The organism is Paenibacillus sp. J31R122, assembly GCF_056269185.1.
Genome location: NZ_JBWDNM010000002.1, coordinates 615,333 through 631,581, shown reverse-complemented (window position 1 = coordinate 631,581; position 16,249 = coordinate 615,333). Strand labels below are relative to the sequence as shown.

Here is a 16,249-nt window from a genome sequence, read left to right as displayed (position 1 = left end):
AAAGAGTTGGTTATACCACAGCTTTTATATTAAAATAGATTAGATTGTCAATTTTTGTAGAAGGAGAACCCTATATGTTACGTGTTGAAGGCTTATCCCATTCTTTCCAAACGGGGAGTGAAACGACTCCAGTGCTCCAGCAGATAAGCTTTACTGTGAGTAAGGGAGAGATGGTCGCGCTGCTAGGCAGCTCCGGCTCCGGCAAGTCCACCTTATTGAATTTGATGGCGGGCTTAATGAAGCCAACAGAAGGCAATATTTACATTGCCGATCATAATATTGTATCGATGAATGAGAACCAATTAGCCGAATTTAGGCGAAAGCATATTGGATTTATTTTTCAAGCATATGAGCTGGTTGCACATCTCACCGTTCGTGAAAATGTAGAACTTCCGCTAGTATTTCAGTCGATTCATCCATCAGTTCGTAAACAAAAAGCGCTCGATTTATTAAAGCAGGTCGGTATTCCTGAAAAAGCGGATTTGTTCCCATCTCAGCTATCGGGAGGGCAGCAGCAGCGTGTCAGTATTGCGCGTTCGCTTATTACAGAGCCTTCGGTCATATTCGCAGATGAACCAACAGGGAATTTGGACACGAAGACGGAAGAAGAGATTATAGCTATTTTGAAGCATTTGAACCATACGATGAAGACGACTTTTATTATTGTTACACATGAGCGTGAGGTAGCCATACAGACACAAAAGATTATTACATTGCGAGATGGCTTTCTCGTTACGGAGCACGAAACAGCCCCCGAAACTAGGGTTGTGGAAGGGAGTTTACATTGAGAATTAGCGATATTACCCGTTTATCTTGGGATCAAGTGAAGCGACGAAAAGTGGTCACAGCACTTTGTGCGGCAGGCATATCGATAGGCTGCGCAGCTATAATCGTGGCAATGAGCATAGGCGAGTCCGCTCAGGTCTATATCGAACAAGAAATGAACAGTTATTTGAAAATGGATGAAATTACTGTGAGTGCCAATACAGGCGGACACTCAAATTCAGAAGGCTCTGCTCCAGAAGCAGGAGCTTTACAGAAGGGCAGCTTAACAAAGCAAAAGCTGGATCTAATTAAGAAGTTTCCACATGTCGTAGCTGCGGCTCCCTTTCAGCAGTTGAATTATATGCAGATGTCTACACTTGATCAATCGAAATCGCCCAATCACACCGAAGTTATCGCAACCGATCTAGATATGCTGTCTGCGTTTGGCCATTCTTTTTTGCAAGGGAAAACTTCTGATTTGACCGGGACAGTTGTTCTCAATTACGGCGCGACACTTGGTATGGCGGATGAGGAAGCGCGCCAAAGCTTACTGACACAGATGGACAAAAACCCGTTCGATGAAGAGTTGATTAAGCAATATGAAAATTTAAATCGCATACCTACACCGTTGTATCAGAAACAGATTATTTTCCGCAATAATTCAATGGAAAAAGCCTATAACAGCACGCCTTTGCGAATTGTTGGCGTGTTGAAGAAGCCAGATGGGATGAACGAAAATAATGTGATGTATGACAAGAAGGCTTATGTCTCTATGGAGACAGCTAAGCAGCTTAATAAGGAATTAAAGCTCGGCAATGAAAATGAGAATACATACAATTCGGTAGTTGTTAAGGTCGACAGTCAAGCAAATATTGAACAGGTGGAGAAACAAATACAAAAGCTGTTTTTAACAACACAAACGAATTTACATCAGAAGGAAAGGCTGGCGAATGAGTTTAAAATCATTAAGGCAGCGGCAATCGGCATTGGTGTATTTATTCTCATTATCGCTTCGATATCGATCGTTGTTGCGATGACGATGTCTACCTATCAGCGAAGAAGGCAAATTGGTATTATGAAGGTTCTTGGCGCTAATCTAGGACAAATTCGCAATATGTTTATTGTAGAGGCTGCTTTATTAGGTTTCCTGGGCGGACTGCTCGGTGTGCTGTTTTCTTATTGGATAGTTTGGGGTATCAATGGGTTGATACATGCGCTTTCGGGTGAGCAGGACGCAGTTATTATCTTTATACCTTTATTGGCGATACCGATTGGGATGATGTTCGCATTAGCGACTGGAGTGTTATCCGGCATTTATCCGGCGATCAGTGCATCCCGAACAGATGCATTAACCGCAATTAGACGAGATTAGAAATTGGCAGTAGAAGGGGCATATAACGATGAAGAAGAAAATAAAGCTTGGCATTATCGGACTTATTCTAATTGCAATCAGCTTTGGACTGTACAAACTAAGCAATCCGTCACAACAGATGGATCTCACAACAGAATCTCAAGATATTACATTTCAAGTGACGAAGGATTCACTTGTAAACACTGTAGAAGTTAAGGGGAAGTCCTTATATGAGCATGAGACACTTGTATACGCTCCATTTGGCTCTGAGGTTACAAAATGGTCCGTTGAAGACGGTGCTCAGGTTAAAAAGGGAGATGTATTGTTTCAGCTTGATCAGACAGCAGGTCAAAATGAAATTTTACAGATGGAGGCCTCTTTGCGTAAAGCAAAGCTTGAAGCGGAGTTAAACGAATATTTAAGCGAGCAGGAGGATGAAGCATCTCCCGTTGAATGGTCGGAGGAGGCCCGTAAGAAGCAGCTGGTCGAACGTGAGATCGCACGCTTAACCCAAGAGCTAAATGATGTTACAACGGGTATTCAAACGAAGGATTTGCAGAAGAAAAAGAATGAGCTGACAGAATCGAATTACCGTTCACCTGCTACAGGAATATTTCTGTTTGATCAACCGAATAAACGTCCTCAGGCCGTAGCGGACAATGAATATATTGGTAAGGTCGTTGATTTGAATAAGCTGCAGTTCATTGCTTTGGTTGGTGAGCAAGATGTATTTCGTATAAAAGCGGGAATGGCAGTGCAAGTAAAAATGAATGCAATGAAGGACGTAAAGCTGTCTGGAAAAGTTCTGAAGGTGTCTAAGTTTGCTAAGACGGGTACGGATCAAAATAATTTAGATCAAGCTGCGCAATTTGAGGTTGTCATTACGCTTGAGCCCAATGAATATTTAATAGCCGGCTTAACCTTGAATGGAGCTATCGAAATCGATCGCAAAGATAATGCGACAGTTGTTCCTACCATCGCAATAACGCGTGAAGATGACAAGCATTTTGTAATGCTGGACACTGGAAATGGACAATACGAGCGTAAGGAAATTAAAATTGGCTTGGAGACAGCAGAACTGACAGAAGTGCTTGAAGGGCTTAAGGAAGGCGATCAGGTTGTACTTCGCTAAATAAATATGTACAACATGTGAAATGTCGAATGACTCCGCATCCATCTTCTTGACAACTGATTGCTCGAAATGTAAAAGTAGAGTATAGTGCATTTTCAGCATGAGAGGAGAGAAGCAAGATAATGGAAATGGATAAGATTATCGCGAGAATTAACGAACTTTCTCGTATAAATAAAACAACGGGTTTGAGTGAAGAGGAAACAAAGGAACGAGATCAATTAAGACGCCAATATTTAGAGATTTTCAAAGGTAATTTCCGTCAACAATTAGATACAATCACGATTGTTGATAATGAAGATGAGGTCAAACATTAATTTATAAGTAAGGTACTCATGTCCAATCCAAGAAAGAGTGTCTATGAGTTGGGTTATCACGAAAGCATATTATGGACGGCGTAGAAGCAAGTTTAAATCGTCTTCAAACGGATTATATTGATTTATATCAATACTGTGTGGGATGAAGGGATTACGTCACCGATATTTGGGGCAAGCACCTTGGAGCAGTTCGAAGATAATATGGGGGCAATTGGCTGGTCTATGCCGACTAAAATTTGGGACAAGCTCGAGGAAGTAAGTGCATTGCCGGATGATTACCCTAATCGATTCATTGATAAATCTCGTCGAGCATTCGATTAGTTTACGAGGTCAAGGGGTTTACTTGGCCGTTTGAGATGATTGTTTATGAAGCTTGTTTTGCTTTATAAAAATAATAGGAGGTAATGATTTGTCACGTTCTTGGGAGCGCAAGGTGCGCAAAAATATGAATACTGTAAATAAAAAGCGTAAAAAGCAAGGAAATGGCCAAATCATTCTAAATGCGGAGCAATCACAAAAAATTGTTGGACGTAATTACATAGCGCCAATTTTACTTATTGTGTTTATTGGCATGTACGTCTTCATGATGCTAAGAGATAAAACATTTGAAACGAATACTATGTTTTGGGTAACGGTAGGATGTTACATTTTTCTTGCCGCACTATTCTTCTTGCGAAAGCCCTATATAACGATCGGCAAGGATTTCTTGCAAACTCGCCGTATGACTGGTGACAAGCGACTGCCAGCAGAAGCGATCAAAGCGATTAGTGTTCAGAAGGGCTACGTAATTGTTGAACAGCAAAAAGGATCAAATTGGGTGTTCTCGAGAGTTATGAATCGTTACCCGACTGATCTAATTGCTGAGAAATTGAAAAGCTTTGCACAAACCCATGGAATTGCCTATCAAGAAAAATAAACCTGTAGGAGAGTTTGAACAACAATGGCTAAACAAGCTGTATTATTTGATCTAGATGACACGCTGCTATGGGACGACCGCAGTGTTAAGGAAGCCTTTCAAGCGACATGTCAAGCGGCGTCAGAGGTGTCTGGTGTTGATCCTGACGCTTTGGAAGAGGCGGTTCGTCGTGAAGCGCGAGCATTATACGAATCATATGAGACATTTCCTTTTACGAAAATGATCGGAATCAATCCTTTTGAAGGGCTGTGGGCGCCGTTTCTCGAAGGTGAACAACCAGAGTTCCGCCAGCTGGAAAGTCTAGCTCCAGGCTACCGTAAATCTGCGTGGACACAAGGCTTGCGAGCTTTAGGTGTAGATAATGAACAGCTTGGTGCAGAACTCGCAGAACGTTTTCCAGCAGAACGCCGTTCACGGCCTATTGTATATGAGGAAACGTTCCGTGTGCTTGATGCTTTGAAGGGCAAGTACAAGCTTCTGCTGCTAACGAATGGTTCACCGGATTTGCAGAGAGAGAAGCTTGCTGGTGTACCGCAAATTATTCCTTATTTCGATCATATTATTATTTCAGGTGAGTTTGGCGAGGGTAAGCCTGCCGCTTCGATTTTCAAGCATGCGCTTGAGCGTCTCGGCATTGAGCCCGATCACGGCATCATGGTTGGCGACAAGCTAACCACTGATATATTGGGTGCGAATACGATTGGTATGACTTCCGTATGGATAAATCGTCATGGAGCGATTCGCAATGATGAAATCGTACCTACTCATGAAATTGAAAATTTAGAAGAGCTGCTGCCGCTTCTAATTTAGCAGAAATAGCTTAAAAGCCCCTCGTTCACAGCCATTGCCGCGAACGAGGGGCTTGCATTGTTTAAATGTCCAAACTAGGCTTTGTTGCCTGCAAAAGCTTCGTCTGCAAACGGATGTGCAATCCAGCCTTCTGTTTCAATGAAAAGTCGAACGGCAACAATTTGACGGTTATCCATTAGAGTGAAGAAGTGCGGCTTGTATTCTGGAACGGAAATGACATCGCCTGCCTCCAGCTCAACGTCGAAATAGCCAACATCGTCAGTTCCTTTTATAATAAATATTCCTTTGCCGGCAGTGATGGCGCGAACCTCATCTTCGGTATGTGTATGAACGTTTTCGAATTTTTTTAGAAGTTCGTCAAGATTAGGAGTTGCGTCGGACAAAGCGATAATATCCCAAGTTTGATAGCCGCGGCGAGCTGCAAGATCACGAATTTCTTCATCGTAAGTAGATAGAATTTCTGCCTTATCCTCATCTGTAAGAATAAACTTTTGTTGTAAATTCTCTGCTAGCTTACTTGTAGCCCAATGCTCATATAACACTTCTTGTTTTTCTAGAAATGCACGGACATTTTCCTCGCCTGTAATTCTTTCCTCGGTGTTACGGATTTTTATTTCAGCCATGCTCTTTCCCTCTTTTCCTATGGAAATTAGATGATATAATGATTATAAAACAAAATAAATGGATTGTCGATGGATTTACCTGTTCAGACAGCTAGGATTCTGATAAACTATTGGTTAATGATTTTTGGGAAGGATGAAGAATTTTGTCGAAACCAACGATACAACAAATGCTTGAAAAGCGCATCCTCATTTTGGACGGCGCGATGGGCACTATGATACAGCAAGCGGATTTACATGAGGCAGATTTTGGCGGAGCAGAGCTGGATGGCTGTAACGAAATGCTAGTGCTGACTCGCCCAGATGTTATTCAATCCATACACGAGCAATATTTAGAAGCAGGCGCTGATATTTTGGAGACAAATACCTTCGGAGCTACAAGCGTTGTACTCGCAGATTATGATATCCCTGAGAAAGCGAGAGAAATCAATTTAGCAGCAGCAAAGCTGGCACGTATTGCATGTGATAAATACAGTACTCCCGATAAGCCGCGTTACGTAGCTGGCGCACTAGGTCCCACTACGAAAACGCTGTCCGTCACGGGTGGCGTAACGTTCGATGAGCTTGTAGACAGCTATTACGAACAAGCGCTTGCATTGATTGAAGGAGAAGTGGATGTCCTGTTGCTGGAAACTTCTCAGGACACGTTGAACGTTAAGGCAGGCAGCATCGGTATTCGCAATGCTTTCGAGAAGCTGGGCCGAGAGCTGCCAATTATGATTTCTGGAACGATAGAGCCTATGGGTACTACACTCGCAGGGCAAACGATAGAATCCTTCTACATTTCACTTGAGCATTTGAAGCCGATTTCAATAGGTCTGAACTGTGCGACGGGTCCAGAGTTTATGCGTGACCATCTACGTACTTTAAGTGAAATCGCAAAAGCGGGAGTCAGCTGCTACCCGAATGCAGGCTTGCCGGATGAGAATGGTCATTATCATGAATCACCGCAGTCACTCGCTAAAAAAATGGAAGCTTTCGCTGAGCAGGGCTGGCTGAACATTGCTGGCGGATGTTGCGGCACAACTCCTGAGCATATTCGTGTAATGGCTGAGACGATGGCGCAATATTCGCCGCGCACGAAAATGGGTGAGCATTCAAATGCGGTTTCTGGTATAGATACTGTGTATATTGAGCCTGAGAATCGGCCGATTATGATCGGCGAACGTACGAACATCTCAGGATCGCGTAAGTTTAAACGACTGCTCAAAGAAGAAAAATTCGATGAAGCATCGGAAATTGCAAGAGCTCAGGTTAAGGGCGGGGCTCATGTTATCGATATTAACCTGCAGGATACGGATATTGATGAGGAGTATGCGGTACATCAATTTTTGCCTCAGGTTGTTAAGAAAATCAAAGCGCCTCTAATGCTCGATTCTACCTATGACCATATTATTGAGCTGGGTCTCAAATATTCACAAGGTAAAGCGATCATTAACTCCATTAATTTGGAGGATGGTGAATCCAAGTTTGAATCTATCGTTCCATTAATACACCGTTATGGTGCTGCTGTTGTTGTAATTTTGATCGATGAGCGAGGGCAAGCAGTTACACGCGAGGCAAAACTAGAGGTTGCTGAGCGTTCCTACCGATTGCTCGTTGATAAATATAAGCTGAACCCCGAGGATATTATTTTTGATCCGAATATGTTCCCAGTCGGTTCTGGCGATCCACAATATATTGGTTCGGCAGTAGAGACTCTCGAAGGTATTCGTATGATTAAAGAAAAGTTTCCGCTAGCGAAAACGATTCTGGGTCTTAGCAACGTTTCTTTCGGTTTGCCTGACGCGGGGCGTGAAGTGCTTAACTCTGTCTATTTGTATCACGCGACGAAAGCAGGTCTCGATTACGCTATTGTGAACACGGAGAAGCTTGAGCGTTACGCTTCAATCCCTGCTGAAGAGCGTCGACTTGCTGAGGAGCTCATTTACAACACGACGGACGAAACGCTGGCCACGTTCGTTGCTGCGTTTCGAGATAAGAAGGTTGAGAAGAAAGAAAAGATTTCTAACCTTACACTTGAGGAGCGGCTTGGTTCATACGTAGTGGAAGGGACTAAGGAAGGTCTTATTCCTGACCTAGATGAAGCACTCAAGAAGTATTCTGCGATGGACGTCATCAACGGCCCGCTTATGCGCGGGATGGAGGAAGTTGGACGTTTATTCAACGGAAACGAGCTCATCGTAGCTGAGGTGCTTCAAAGTGCTGAAGTTATGAAAGCATCGGTTAACTACTTGGAACAATTCATGGAGAAAAATGAATCTTCCGTCAAAGGGAAAATCATTTTAGCGACCGTAAAAGGCGATGTTCATGATATTGGTAAAAACTTAGTTGAAATTATATTGTCTAATAACGGCTACAAAATTATAAACCTAGGCATTAAAGTGCCACCGCAGCAGTTGATCGAAGCATACCGCAATGAGAAGGTAGACGCGATCGGCTTATCTGGTTTGCTTGTTAAATCAGCACAACAAATGGTTGTTACAGCTCAGGATTTGCGTACAGCTGGAATTGACGTTCCTATTTTGGTCGGTGGAGCGGCATTGACACGTAAATTTACGAAAACGAGAATCGGTCCAGAGTATGACGGACTTGTCCTTTATGCGAAAGACGCGATGGATGGCCTTGATATTGCCAATAAAATAATGGATGCGGGTCATCGTGAACGAATGGAAGAGGAGATGGCCGCTTACAAAGCGTCAGGCGGAGCGGAAGAAGAAGAGAAGAAGCAAATGCCAACGCTGTCTCGCGCTGTTCGATCCAAAATATCGCCGGATGCGCCAGTATTTACGCCTCCGGATTTGGAACGTCACGTATTGCGTGATGTACCGATTCCACATATCGTGCCTTATATCAACATGCAAATGCTGCTGGGTCATCACCTTGGCTTAAAGGGTACAGTGGATAACTTGCTTAAGGAAGGCAACGAGAAAGCCATCCAACTTAAAGCGACGGTAGATGAGATTTTGAATAAGGGAGCTACAGAGGGTATCGTTAAGGCGCATGGTATGTATCGATTCTTCCCGGCGCAGTCATCCGGCAACGATATTATCATCTATCATCCCGAAGACCAGACACAGGAGATCAAACGTTTCACATTCCCGCGTCAACAAGTTGAGCCACATCTCTGCCTGGCTGATTTCTTAAAATCAGTGGAAAGCGGCATTATGGATTATGTGGGCTTCCTAGTTGTAACAGCGGGTCACGGCATTCGCGAATTAGCTAATGAGTGGAAGGATAACGGCGATTACTTGCGGTCACATGCTCTACAATCTGTCGCACTTGAGGTTGCCGAGGCATTGGCTGAGCGTGTGCATCATATTATGCGTGACGTAAGCGGTTATCCGGATCCGCTTGAAATGACGATGAAGCAGCGCCATGGCGCTCGTTATCAAGGGATACGTGTATCCTTTGGATATCCCGCTTGTCCGAATCTTGAAGATCAAGAGCCGTTGTTTGATTTGATGAAGCCGGAGGATATTGGCGTTGAATTGACGGAGGGCTATATGATGGAGCCGGAAGCGTCCGTTTCTGCGATGGTATTCGCTCATCCGGAAGCACAATATTTTAACGTTGAAAAATTGTAATATAGCTAGATCATGAGAAGAAGAGCCCTCCATCGTTCGGTTAACCGAGCAAGAGAGGGTTCTTCCTTTCATAAATAACGATCACGCGGCAAATGCTAGAAGGAGAGGTGAACTACGAAATGAACATTTGGTTTTTAGGAACGGGCGCTGGGAGACCTTCAAAATATCGTAACGTGAGCGGGATTGCGCTCCAATTGTCAGAGCCTAGCTGTGGTTGGTGGTTGTTTGACGCGGGAGAAGCAACGCAGCATCAGCTTATGCGAACGCCGTTAAAGCTAAGTAAACTGGAGGCTGTATTTGTCACGCATTTGCACGGTGATCATATTTATGGATTGCCTGGCTTGTTAAGCAGTCGTTCCTTCGATGGCGGGGTTACACCCGTTCAGCTTATTGGGCCAGTCGGGCTCAAGCAGTACATGGATATCGTATTTGCTGTAAGCGGAACACAGTTGGATTATGAATTGAATATTCACGAAATAGCTGATGAGGATAACGTTGTATTCACTAATGAACGGTTTACTGTAGAAGCGGATACTCTAGAGCATAGGATGCCTTGCTATGGATTCCGAGTAATAGAGCATAATCAACCGGGCAAGCTTCTTGTACATAAACTGAAATCGCTAGGCATAGAGGCAGGCCCTATATATGGAAAGCTGAAGCAGGGGCAGTCGGTTACACTGCCGGATGGAGTTATTGTTCAAACAAAAGATGTGACAGGTGAAACTAAGATTGGCAGAGTAGTAACTATTCTTGGTGATACGAAGCCCTGTTCAAATGCGTTAAAGCTTGCTAAGGGAGCTGACTTGCTCGTTCACGAAGCAACCTTCGCGGCAGGCATGGAAGAGAAAGCGCATGAATTCGGGCATAGTACTACGACAGACGCGGCGAAAACTGCGGCAGCTGCTAAAGCGAAACGACTTATTATGACTCATTTCAGCGGACGTTATAGTAATGAGGATTTGAGTCAGCTAGAAGAGGAAGCCGCTATACATTTTAGTGCGGTGACAGCTGCGACCGATTTTTATATGACGGAAATTCCAAGAGAAGTAAACTAATTAACCGGTAAGCAAAAGCTTACCGGTTTAGTTTTTCTGTGAGGGACAAATAAAAATAACAGAGGTTCTCTTCACTTATTTTTCTTTTTTGGCATAATAGGATGCTAGAAAGATTGAGGAAAGCGAAACGATAATGATGATGCTAAGAAATACAATGCTTTGTAACGGTGCAGGAATGAAGACGGTACCGATCATCAATAAACCGCCAATGACAAAAAATTTAGCAGACATTTGGTGTGTTTTCCGCCAGACTGTTTCACTATTTAGAGTCTTGGGCGTTTTAATACCGATTAAGTAATTCTGCTTAAAACGAGGCATATAATTACCGATTGCGACAAATAAAACACCAATTATTGGGGTTACAATATTTCCAATGTTAATCTCGATACCGTAGCCTAAAGCAATGTTGAACCCATGTAAGACCAATAAGCCGAGCAATAATGTATTCTGTATGACATATAGACTGGATTTTAACTTGGAAATGTTATTTTTATTTGGATCCATTTTTGGTTTGAGCTTGTTCAGTACCGTCATTAATATCATCAAGCCCGGCATTAAAAATAAAGCAAATGCTTTGTTGGCATAATTGTCAATTTCATTATTTACATTCCAATGAATCGGCATTTTGTCCGGCATGTCGGGGTACACAACAATTCCTGCGATGATGGCGACTGCGATAATTAACCATGAAATTAGTGATTTATTCATACTTCGTCATTCCCTTCTGATTTTGATTGCTGAAAGGAAACAATCCATTTCATCAATTCTTGAAAAACGGTCGTGTTCAGTGAATAAACAATGTGCTGACCCTGGCGCTCATCCCATACGAGATCGGCTGACTTAAGCAAATTAAGATGATGGGAGATACTCGGCTTGGTCATTTGAAAGTGGTCGGCGATATCTCCAGCGGTCAAATCACGATCACGAAGTAAATCCAATATTTTGCGCCTAGTCGGATCGGAGAGTGCTTTGAAAGCAAGGTTGATGGACATAGCAGCCGTCCTTTCTCATACGATCTATTTATTAGATGTTTAGATAATTGTCTAAATGTCTAACATACGTCCAATATATCGTTTTTCTTAACGGCTGTCAATGGATCAAATGATTTCCAGTAAAATTAAAATTGCAGCACGAACATGTATTCTGTAAAATGGATACGAAGAGGGTTAGATGAGGAGTGGGATGGTTATGAACCGATGGACGGGTAGAACCTCCGGCTTGGAGGAGTGGTTAGAGCAGGTGCGCCAAAATACCGAGGTTATGGAAAATGTGACGCACTGGCGAACCATTGCTCCACGCGAGGCGAATACCGCCCCGCTGCCGGACGGGCTGCATCATGCATGGAAGGAAGCACTGCATTCCCGTGGAATCAGTGAGCTATACACGCATCAAGCGGCTGCCTACGCTGCGGCGCGCGCAGGCAATCACGTCGTAGCCGTTACGCCGACCGCTTCCGGCAAGACGTTATGCTACAATTTACCTGTCATGCAATCGTTGCTGGAGAATGAAGAGGGCAGAGCGCTTTACTTATTCCCAACGAAAGCTCTAGCGCAGGATCAAGTAGCTGAGCTTCAGGCTTTGGCCGATTTGATGGAGGTTGGCATCAAGACTCATACATATGACGGAGACACGCCCCCAACGGTACGAACCGCGATTAGAAATGCGGGTCATATCGTAGTGACGAATCCGGATATGCTGCATTCGGCTATTTTGCCGCATCATACGAAATGGGTAAAGCTGTTCGAAAATATAAAGTTTATTGTAATTGACGAAGTACATGCGTATCGTGGCGTATTTGGAAGTCATGTTGCCAATGTTATTCGGCGGTTAAAAAGAATTTGCCATTTTTATGGCTCTAATCCGCAATTTATATGTGCTTCAGCAACGATAGATAATCCTAAGGAGCATGCAGAGCGATTGATCGGCGAGAAAGTTACGCTGATCGATAACAATGGCGCACCGATGGGAGAGAAGCATTTTGTATTCTATAATCCGCCGGTAGTAAATCAGCAATTAGGTATTCGTAGAAGCAGCGTGCTCGAAACACGCAAGCTGGCGGCTTTGCTGCTCAAGCAAGGTGTTCAGACTATTGTTTTCGCTCGCAGCCGAGTAAGGGTAGAGCTGCTGTTAACGTACTTGCAGGAGTTAATAAAGGATAAGTTGGACGCCAAAACAATACGAGGCTATCGAGGCGGTTATTTGCCCAAGCTGCGCAGAGAAATTGAACGCGGACTTCGTTCAGGTGAAATTCGCGGAGTCGTTAGCACGAACGCCTTGGAGCTAGGCATTGATATTGGACAGCTGCAAGCATGTGTCTTAAATGGCTATCCAGGCACGATTGCAAGCACTTGGCAGCAATCAGGTCGCGCGGGCAGACGTCAAGAGAGCTCTGTAACCTTTATGGTGGCAAGCAGCAATCCTCTTGATCAATATATGATTCAAAATCCAGACTTCTTCTTTAACCGGCCGCCTGAACGAGCGTTGATTAATCCTGATAATTTACTTGTACTAATCGATCATGTGAAATGCGCGGCGTATGAGCTGCCCTTCAAGGTTGGCGATACGTTCGGATCAGAATCGCTGGAAGACATGATGGAATTTCTTGTTGAGGAGAAGGTGCTTCACAAAGCAGGAGGACGTTGGTATTGGATGGAGCAATCATTTCCAGCTCATAATATATCGCTGCGATCCGCCGCTCAAGAAAATTTCGTCATAATCGATAATACGAATGGAAGCCGCGTTCTCGGAGAGGTGGATCGCTTCAGCGCGCCTACGCTTATACATGAAGAAGCTATTTATATTCACGAAGGTGTGCAGTATCAGGTTGAGAAGCTCGACTACCCGGAGAAAAAAGCATATGTTCGCGAGGTTAATGTTGATTATTATACAGATGCGAATCTTGCCACGGAGCTTAAGGTGCTCCATGTTGACAAGGAAAGAGATGCTGGCGAATTACTGCTGCAATACGGTGAGCTAACCGTGAATGCAAAGCCTACTATTTTCAAGAAGATTAAACTGCGCACACATGAAAATATCGGCTCCGGGCCGATTCATTTACCAGAAGAAGAGCTGCATACGAGTGGTTATTGGTTCTCATTCAGTGAGGAAGCTGCGGCGCGCAAGAGCAAGAATGAAATGCAATTCGCTTTGCTGGGCATCGCTAATGTGCTTGTTCACATTGCTCCGCTTTATCTGATGTGTGATCCGTTCGATATTAGGGTCGTGCCACAGGTGAAAGCGGTGCATACACAGAAACCGACGATCTACTTTTATGACCGCTATCCTGGCGGTATAGGCCTTAGTGAACGATTGTTCGAGGTTCATGATGAGCTTGTTCGTCGAGCGATGTCGCTGATCCGCGCATGCTCCTGTCTAAGCGGTTGTCCGGCCTGCGTAGGTCCAATTGAAGAGGTTGGTCTGCTCGGTAAGCAACAGGCGTTAGAGCTTCTTAATGAGATGGGGGGCACACGATGAGCGGGCTTCGCGATAGAATGAATCGCCTGCGCGGAGGAAGCGTTGACCATAGCGTTGAACAAGTTAAATTGGAACAAGCTTCTGAATTGATTGAGCTGCCAACTGCCGCCGAGCAACTGCGGACGGAGGAAGAAGAGACGGAATGGATATCACCGGTATGGGCAAGCTTTGGCGTTAAGCTGCAAGCAACGGAAATCGGCAGCTTTTTGCTTCGAAAAATCATCTATCCCGTTTCGTTTCGGCATGGGTTACACGCAATTGACGAGCTCCATCATGCGGCTCCCGGCCTAGAAAGCTTTCATCCGACTGCCAGCACATCACCTGAGCAAATCTTGTTTCTAGACTTGGAAACGACTGGATTAGGCGTGGGAACAGGCAATGTGCCGTTTATGGTCGGGATAGGTTACATGTTGAATGAACAATTTGTCATTGAGCAAGCTTTAATTCGCCACCCAGCCGAGGAACAGGCAATGCTTACCTATTTGCAGCAAAAGCTAAGCAACTATACCTTTCTTGCTACGTATAATGGAAAGACGTTTGATTGGCCGCTTGTACAAAATCGATTCATTATGAATGGGCTGGGACGAAATCTATGGGAGCCTAAGCATCTCGACTTTCTCCATCCCGCTCGATCGATATGGCGGAACACTTTAGTTTCATGCAAATTAAGTCATGTGGAGGAAGAACGCCTTGGTATTCATCGTGAGGATGATGTACCTGGATCATTAGCGCCGCAATTGTATTTTGAATTTTTGGCGACAGGTGATCCTGCGCCTCTCGAAGGGGTTTTTCTTCATAATGAAACGGATATGCTGTCGCTTGCATGCTTGGCTATTCGTTTCGGACATTTATTGAATGGTAATCTTCAAGAGTTTATCCCGCTCCCGACTGAGCCCGAGGAAATGGTTCGCACAGGGCTATGGCTTGAGAAGATGGGGAAATCGATGCTATCCGATCAATTGTTTGAACTTGCTTTTCATACGGAGAAAGCAAACGCATCAACGCTTCTCATGCTGGCGGGACGTGACAAGAAGGCTGGAAATTGGGTGCGTGCTGTGTTATTGTGGCAGAAGGCTATTATTCAATCAACTTCACATCATAGTTCAGCTGCTCTGGAAGCAAATGTGGAGCTGGCGATGTATTATGAGCATAAGGTCAAAGATTATGAGACGGCACTACAATTCGCTAAGAATGCATTAGAGGATGCAATAAGTCATTCCATGCTTCAGCGTTTAGATGCTAAACGACGAGCGGAGATAGATGCTCTGCGTAATCGAATTTCTCGGCTGAACCGCAAGTCAGAGAAGCTAAATCGATCGATTTGATGTGATTGCAAGAATCAAACGTTTAAAATAGACGTATAAAGCAGACGGATGCAATTGGCATGGGAGGCGCACGCAGCTATGATGGTAAAACGGCCTAAAATGCGCGGTTTACTTATTGATTTGGATGGAACCTTATATCACGGTACGCACCGGATAGAAGGCGCGGATACACTTATTTCATATTTGAAGGAATCTGGGCTTCAATATCGCTTTGTAACAAACAATTCTTCCGCTTCACCTCAGGACGTAGCGGATAGGTTAACGAAAATGGGGATTTTGGTGTCACCTGAAGATGTCTGTACATCAGCGCAAGCTGCCGCACAATATATAGCTGAGATTCATCCAAGCGCTAAGGTTTTTATCGTTGGAGAAGCAGGCATAAGAGAAGCATGCACGCAGGCGGGGTTAGAGATTACAGATGATCAGCCCGATTTTGTACTGCAAGGCATAGATAGATCGTTCACCTATGAAAGACTGACTAAGGCGGTTCGATATATCCATAGCGGCGCTCAATATGTACTAACGAATCCTGACCTGCTCATTCCTTCGGCTGACGGGCTTATACCTGGAGCTGGATCAATTGGCGCTATGCTAAAGGCTGCAGGAGGCAAGGAGCCGACATTGATCGGCAAGCCGTCTTCTATTTTAATGAAATATTCTTTGGACAGTATTGGTCTTACTGCTGATGAGACTTGGGTAATCGGTGATAATATGGCCACGGATATCGCTTTCGGTCATGCTTCAGGGTGTGGAACGATACTCGTTCTAACAGGTCTTACAACAGTGGACAATCTAAATTTTTACACGGAACAAGCTGGCTGCAAGCCAGATGTGATTTGCAATCATCTAGAGGAGCTTCGTGCGTTTATTTCCGAATACAAGGGGATATAAGAGAAACAA

The 16,249-nt window shown here is 44.2% G+C and carries 15 protein-coding genes and 1 pseudogene; 13 read left to right on the top strand and 3 right to left on the bottom strand.

What is annotated here, in order from left to right; translation table 11 throughout:
• Window positions 1–74 precede the first annotated feature (74 nt).
• The 8 genes and pseudogenes from AC0YN7_RS06040 (at window position 75) to AC0YN7_RS06005 (ending at window position 5,288) form a co-directional block, all read left to right on the top strand.
• Window positions 75–788 (top strand): ABC transporter ATP-binding protein, encoded by a 714-nt coding sequence (locus AC0YN7_RS06040; protein WP_475809037.1) that lies wholly within the window; start codon window positions 75–77, stop codon window positions 786–788.
• The gene (locus tag AC0YN7_RS06035) at window positions 785–2,137 is read left to right on the top strand and encodes an ABC transporter permease (protein ID WP_475809036.1); all 1,353 of its coding nucleotides are present in this window, start codon (window positions 785–787) and stop codon (window positions 2,135–2,137) included. The genes AC0YN7_RS06040 and AC0YN7_RS06035 overlap by 4 nt, the downstream gene beginning before the upstream one ends.
• 28 nt (window positions 2,138–2,165) lie before the next feature.
• Window positions 2,166–3,248, top strand: coding sequence for an efflux RND transporter periplasmic adaptor subunit (locus AC0YN7_RS06030; protein WP_475809035.1), 1,083 nt, complete (start codon window positions 2,166–2,168; stop codon window positions 3,246–3,248).
• A gap of 122 nt (window positions 3,249–3,370) precedes the next feature.
• Entirely contained in the window at window positions 3,371–3,562 is a 192-nt protein-coding gene (locus tag AC0YN7_RS06025; protein ID WP_475809034.1) for a DUF896 domain-containing protein, read from the top strand.
• 62 nt (window positions 3,563–3,624) lie between these two features.
• Window positions 3,625–3,708 (top strand): annotated as a pseudogene (locus AC0YN7_RS06020) (hypothetical protein); the annotation flags it as partial.
• Between the two features lie 34 nt (window positions 3,709–3,742).
• Complete coding sequence (locus AC0YN7_RS06015) at window positions 3,743–3,883, top strand: hypothetical protein (RefSeq protein ID WP_475809033.1); 141 nt, start codon at window positions 3,743–3,745, stop codon at window positions 3,881–3,883.
• A gap of 88 nt (window positions 3,884–3,971) precedes the next feature.
• Window positions 3,972–4,478, top strand: coding sequence for a hypothetical protein (locus AC0YN7_RS06010; protein WP_475809032.1), 507 nt, complete (start codon window positions 3,972–3,974; stop codon window positions 4,476–4,478).
• Window positions 4,479–4,502: 24 nt separating this feature from the next.
• Window positions 4,503–5,288: an HAD family hydrolase gene (locus AC0YN7_RS06005; protein ID WP_475809031.1), complete on the top strand. Its 786-nt coding sequence runs from the start codon at window positions 4,503–4,505 to the stop codon at window positions 5,286–5,288.
• Between the two features lie 74 nt (window positions 5,289–5,362).
• Here AC0YN7_RS06005 and AC0YN7_RS06000 read toward each other — a convergent pair whose 3' ends face one another.
• On the bottom strand, window positions 5,363–5,911 hold the full coding sequence (locus tag AC0YN7_RS06000) for a 1,2-dihydroxy-3-keto-5-methylthiopentene dioxygenase (protein ID WP_475809030.1): 549 nt from the start codon (window positions 5,909–5,911) through the stop codon (window positions 5,363–5,365).
• A 143-nt stretch (window positions 5,912–6,054) separates the two neighbouring features.
• On the opposite strand from AC0YN7_RS06000, the gene metH reads away from it, so the two are divergent.
• Both metH and rnz read left to right on the top strand, forming a co-directional pair.
• Window positions 6,055–9,495: a methionine synthase gene (metH, locus tag AC0YN7_RS05995; protein ID WP_475809029.1), complete on the top strand. Its 3,441-nt coding sequence runs from the start codon at window positions 6,055–6,057 to the stop codon at window positions 9,493–9,495.
• 119 nt (window positions 9,496–9,614) lie between these two features.
• Entirely contained in the window at window positions 9,615–10,550 is a 936-nt protein-coding gene (gene rnz, locus AC0YN7_RS05990) for a ribonuclease Z (protein WP_475809028.1), read from the top strand.
• A gap of 75 nt (window positions 10,551–10,625) precedes the next feature.
• Here the strand turns inward: rnz and AC0YN7_RS05985 are convergent, their stop codons facing one another.
• Together AC0YN7_RS05985 and AC0YN7_RS05980 are read right to left on the bottom strand one after the other, a co-directional pair.
• Complete coding sequence (locus tag AC0YN7_RS05985; protein WP_475809027.1) at window positions 10,626–11,258, bottom strand: SdpI family protein; 633 nt, start codon at window positions 11,256–11,258, stop codon at window positions 10,626–10,628.
• Window positions 11,255–11,542 (bottom strand): autorepressor SdpR family transcription factor, encoded by a 288-nt coding sequence (locus AC0YN7_RS05980; protein ID WP_475809026.1) that lies wholly within the window; start codon window positions 11,540–11,542, stop codon window positions 11,255–11,257. The genes AC0YN7_RS05985 and AC0YN7_RS05980 overlap by 4 nt, the downstream gene beginning before the upstream one ends.
• Window positions 11,543–11,738: 196 nt before the next feature.
• On the opposite strand from AC0YN7_RS05980, the gene AC0YN7_RS05975 reads away from it, so the two are divergent.
• From AC0YN7_RS05975 to AC0YN7_RS05965, 3 genes are all read left to right on the top strand, one after another.
• Window positions 11,739–14,024: a DEAD/DEAH box helicase gene (locus tag AC0YN7_RS05975; protein WP_475809025.1), complete on the top strand. Its 2,286-nt coding sequence runs from the start codon at window positions 11,739–11,741 to the stop codon at window positions 14,022–14,024.
• Window positions 14,021–15,349 carry a ribonuclease H-like domain-containing protein gene (locus AC0YN7_RS05970; protein WP_475809024.1) on the top strand — a complete coding sequence of 443 codons (1,329 nt, stop codon included), beginning with the start codon at window positions 14,021–14,023 and terminating at the stop codon, window positions 15,347–15,349. The genes AC0YN7_RS05975 and AC0YN7_RS05970 overlap by 4 nt, the downstream gene beginning before the upstream one ends.
• 81 nt (window positions 15,350–15,430) lie before the next feature.
• On the top strand, window positions 15,431–16,240 hold the full coding sequence (locus tag AC0YN7_RS05965) for an HAD-IIA family hydrolase (RefSeq protein WP_475809125.1): 810 nt from the start codon (window positions 15,431–15,433) through the stop codon (window positions 16,238–16,240).
• Window positions 16,241–16,249 lie beyond the last annotated feature (9 nt).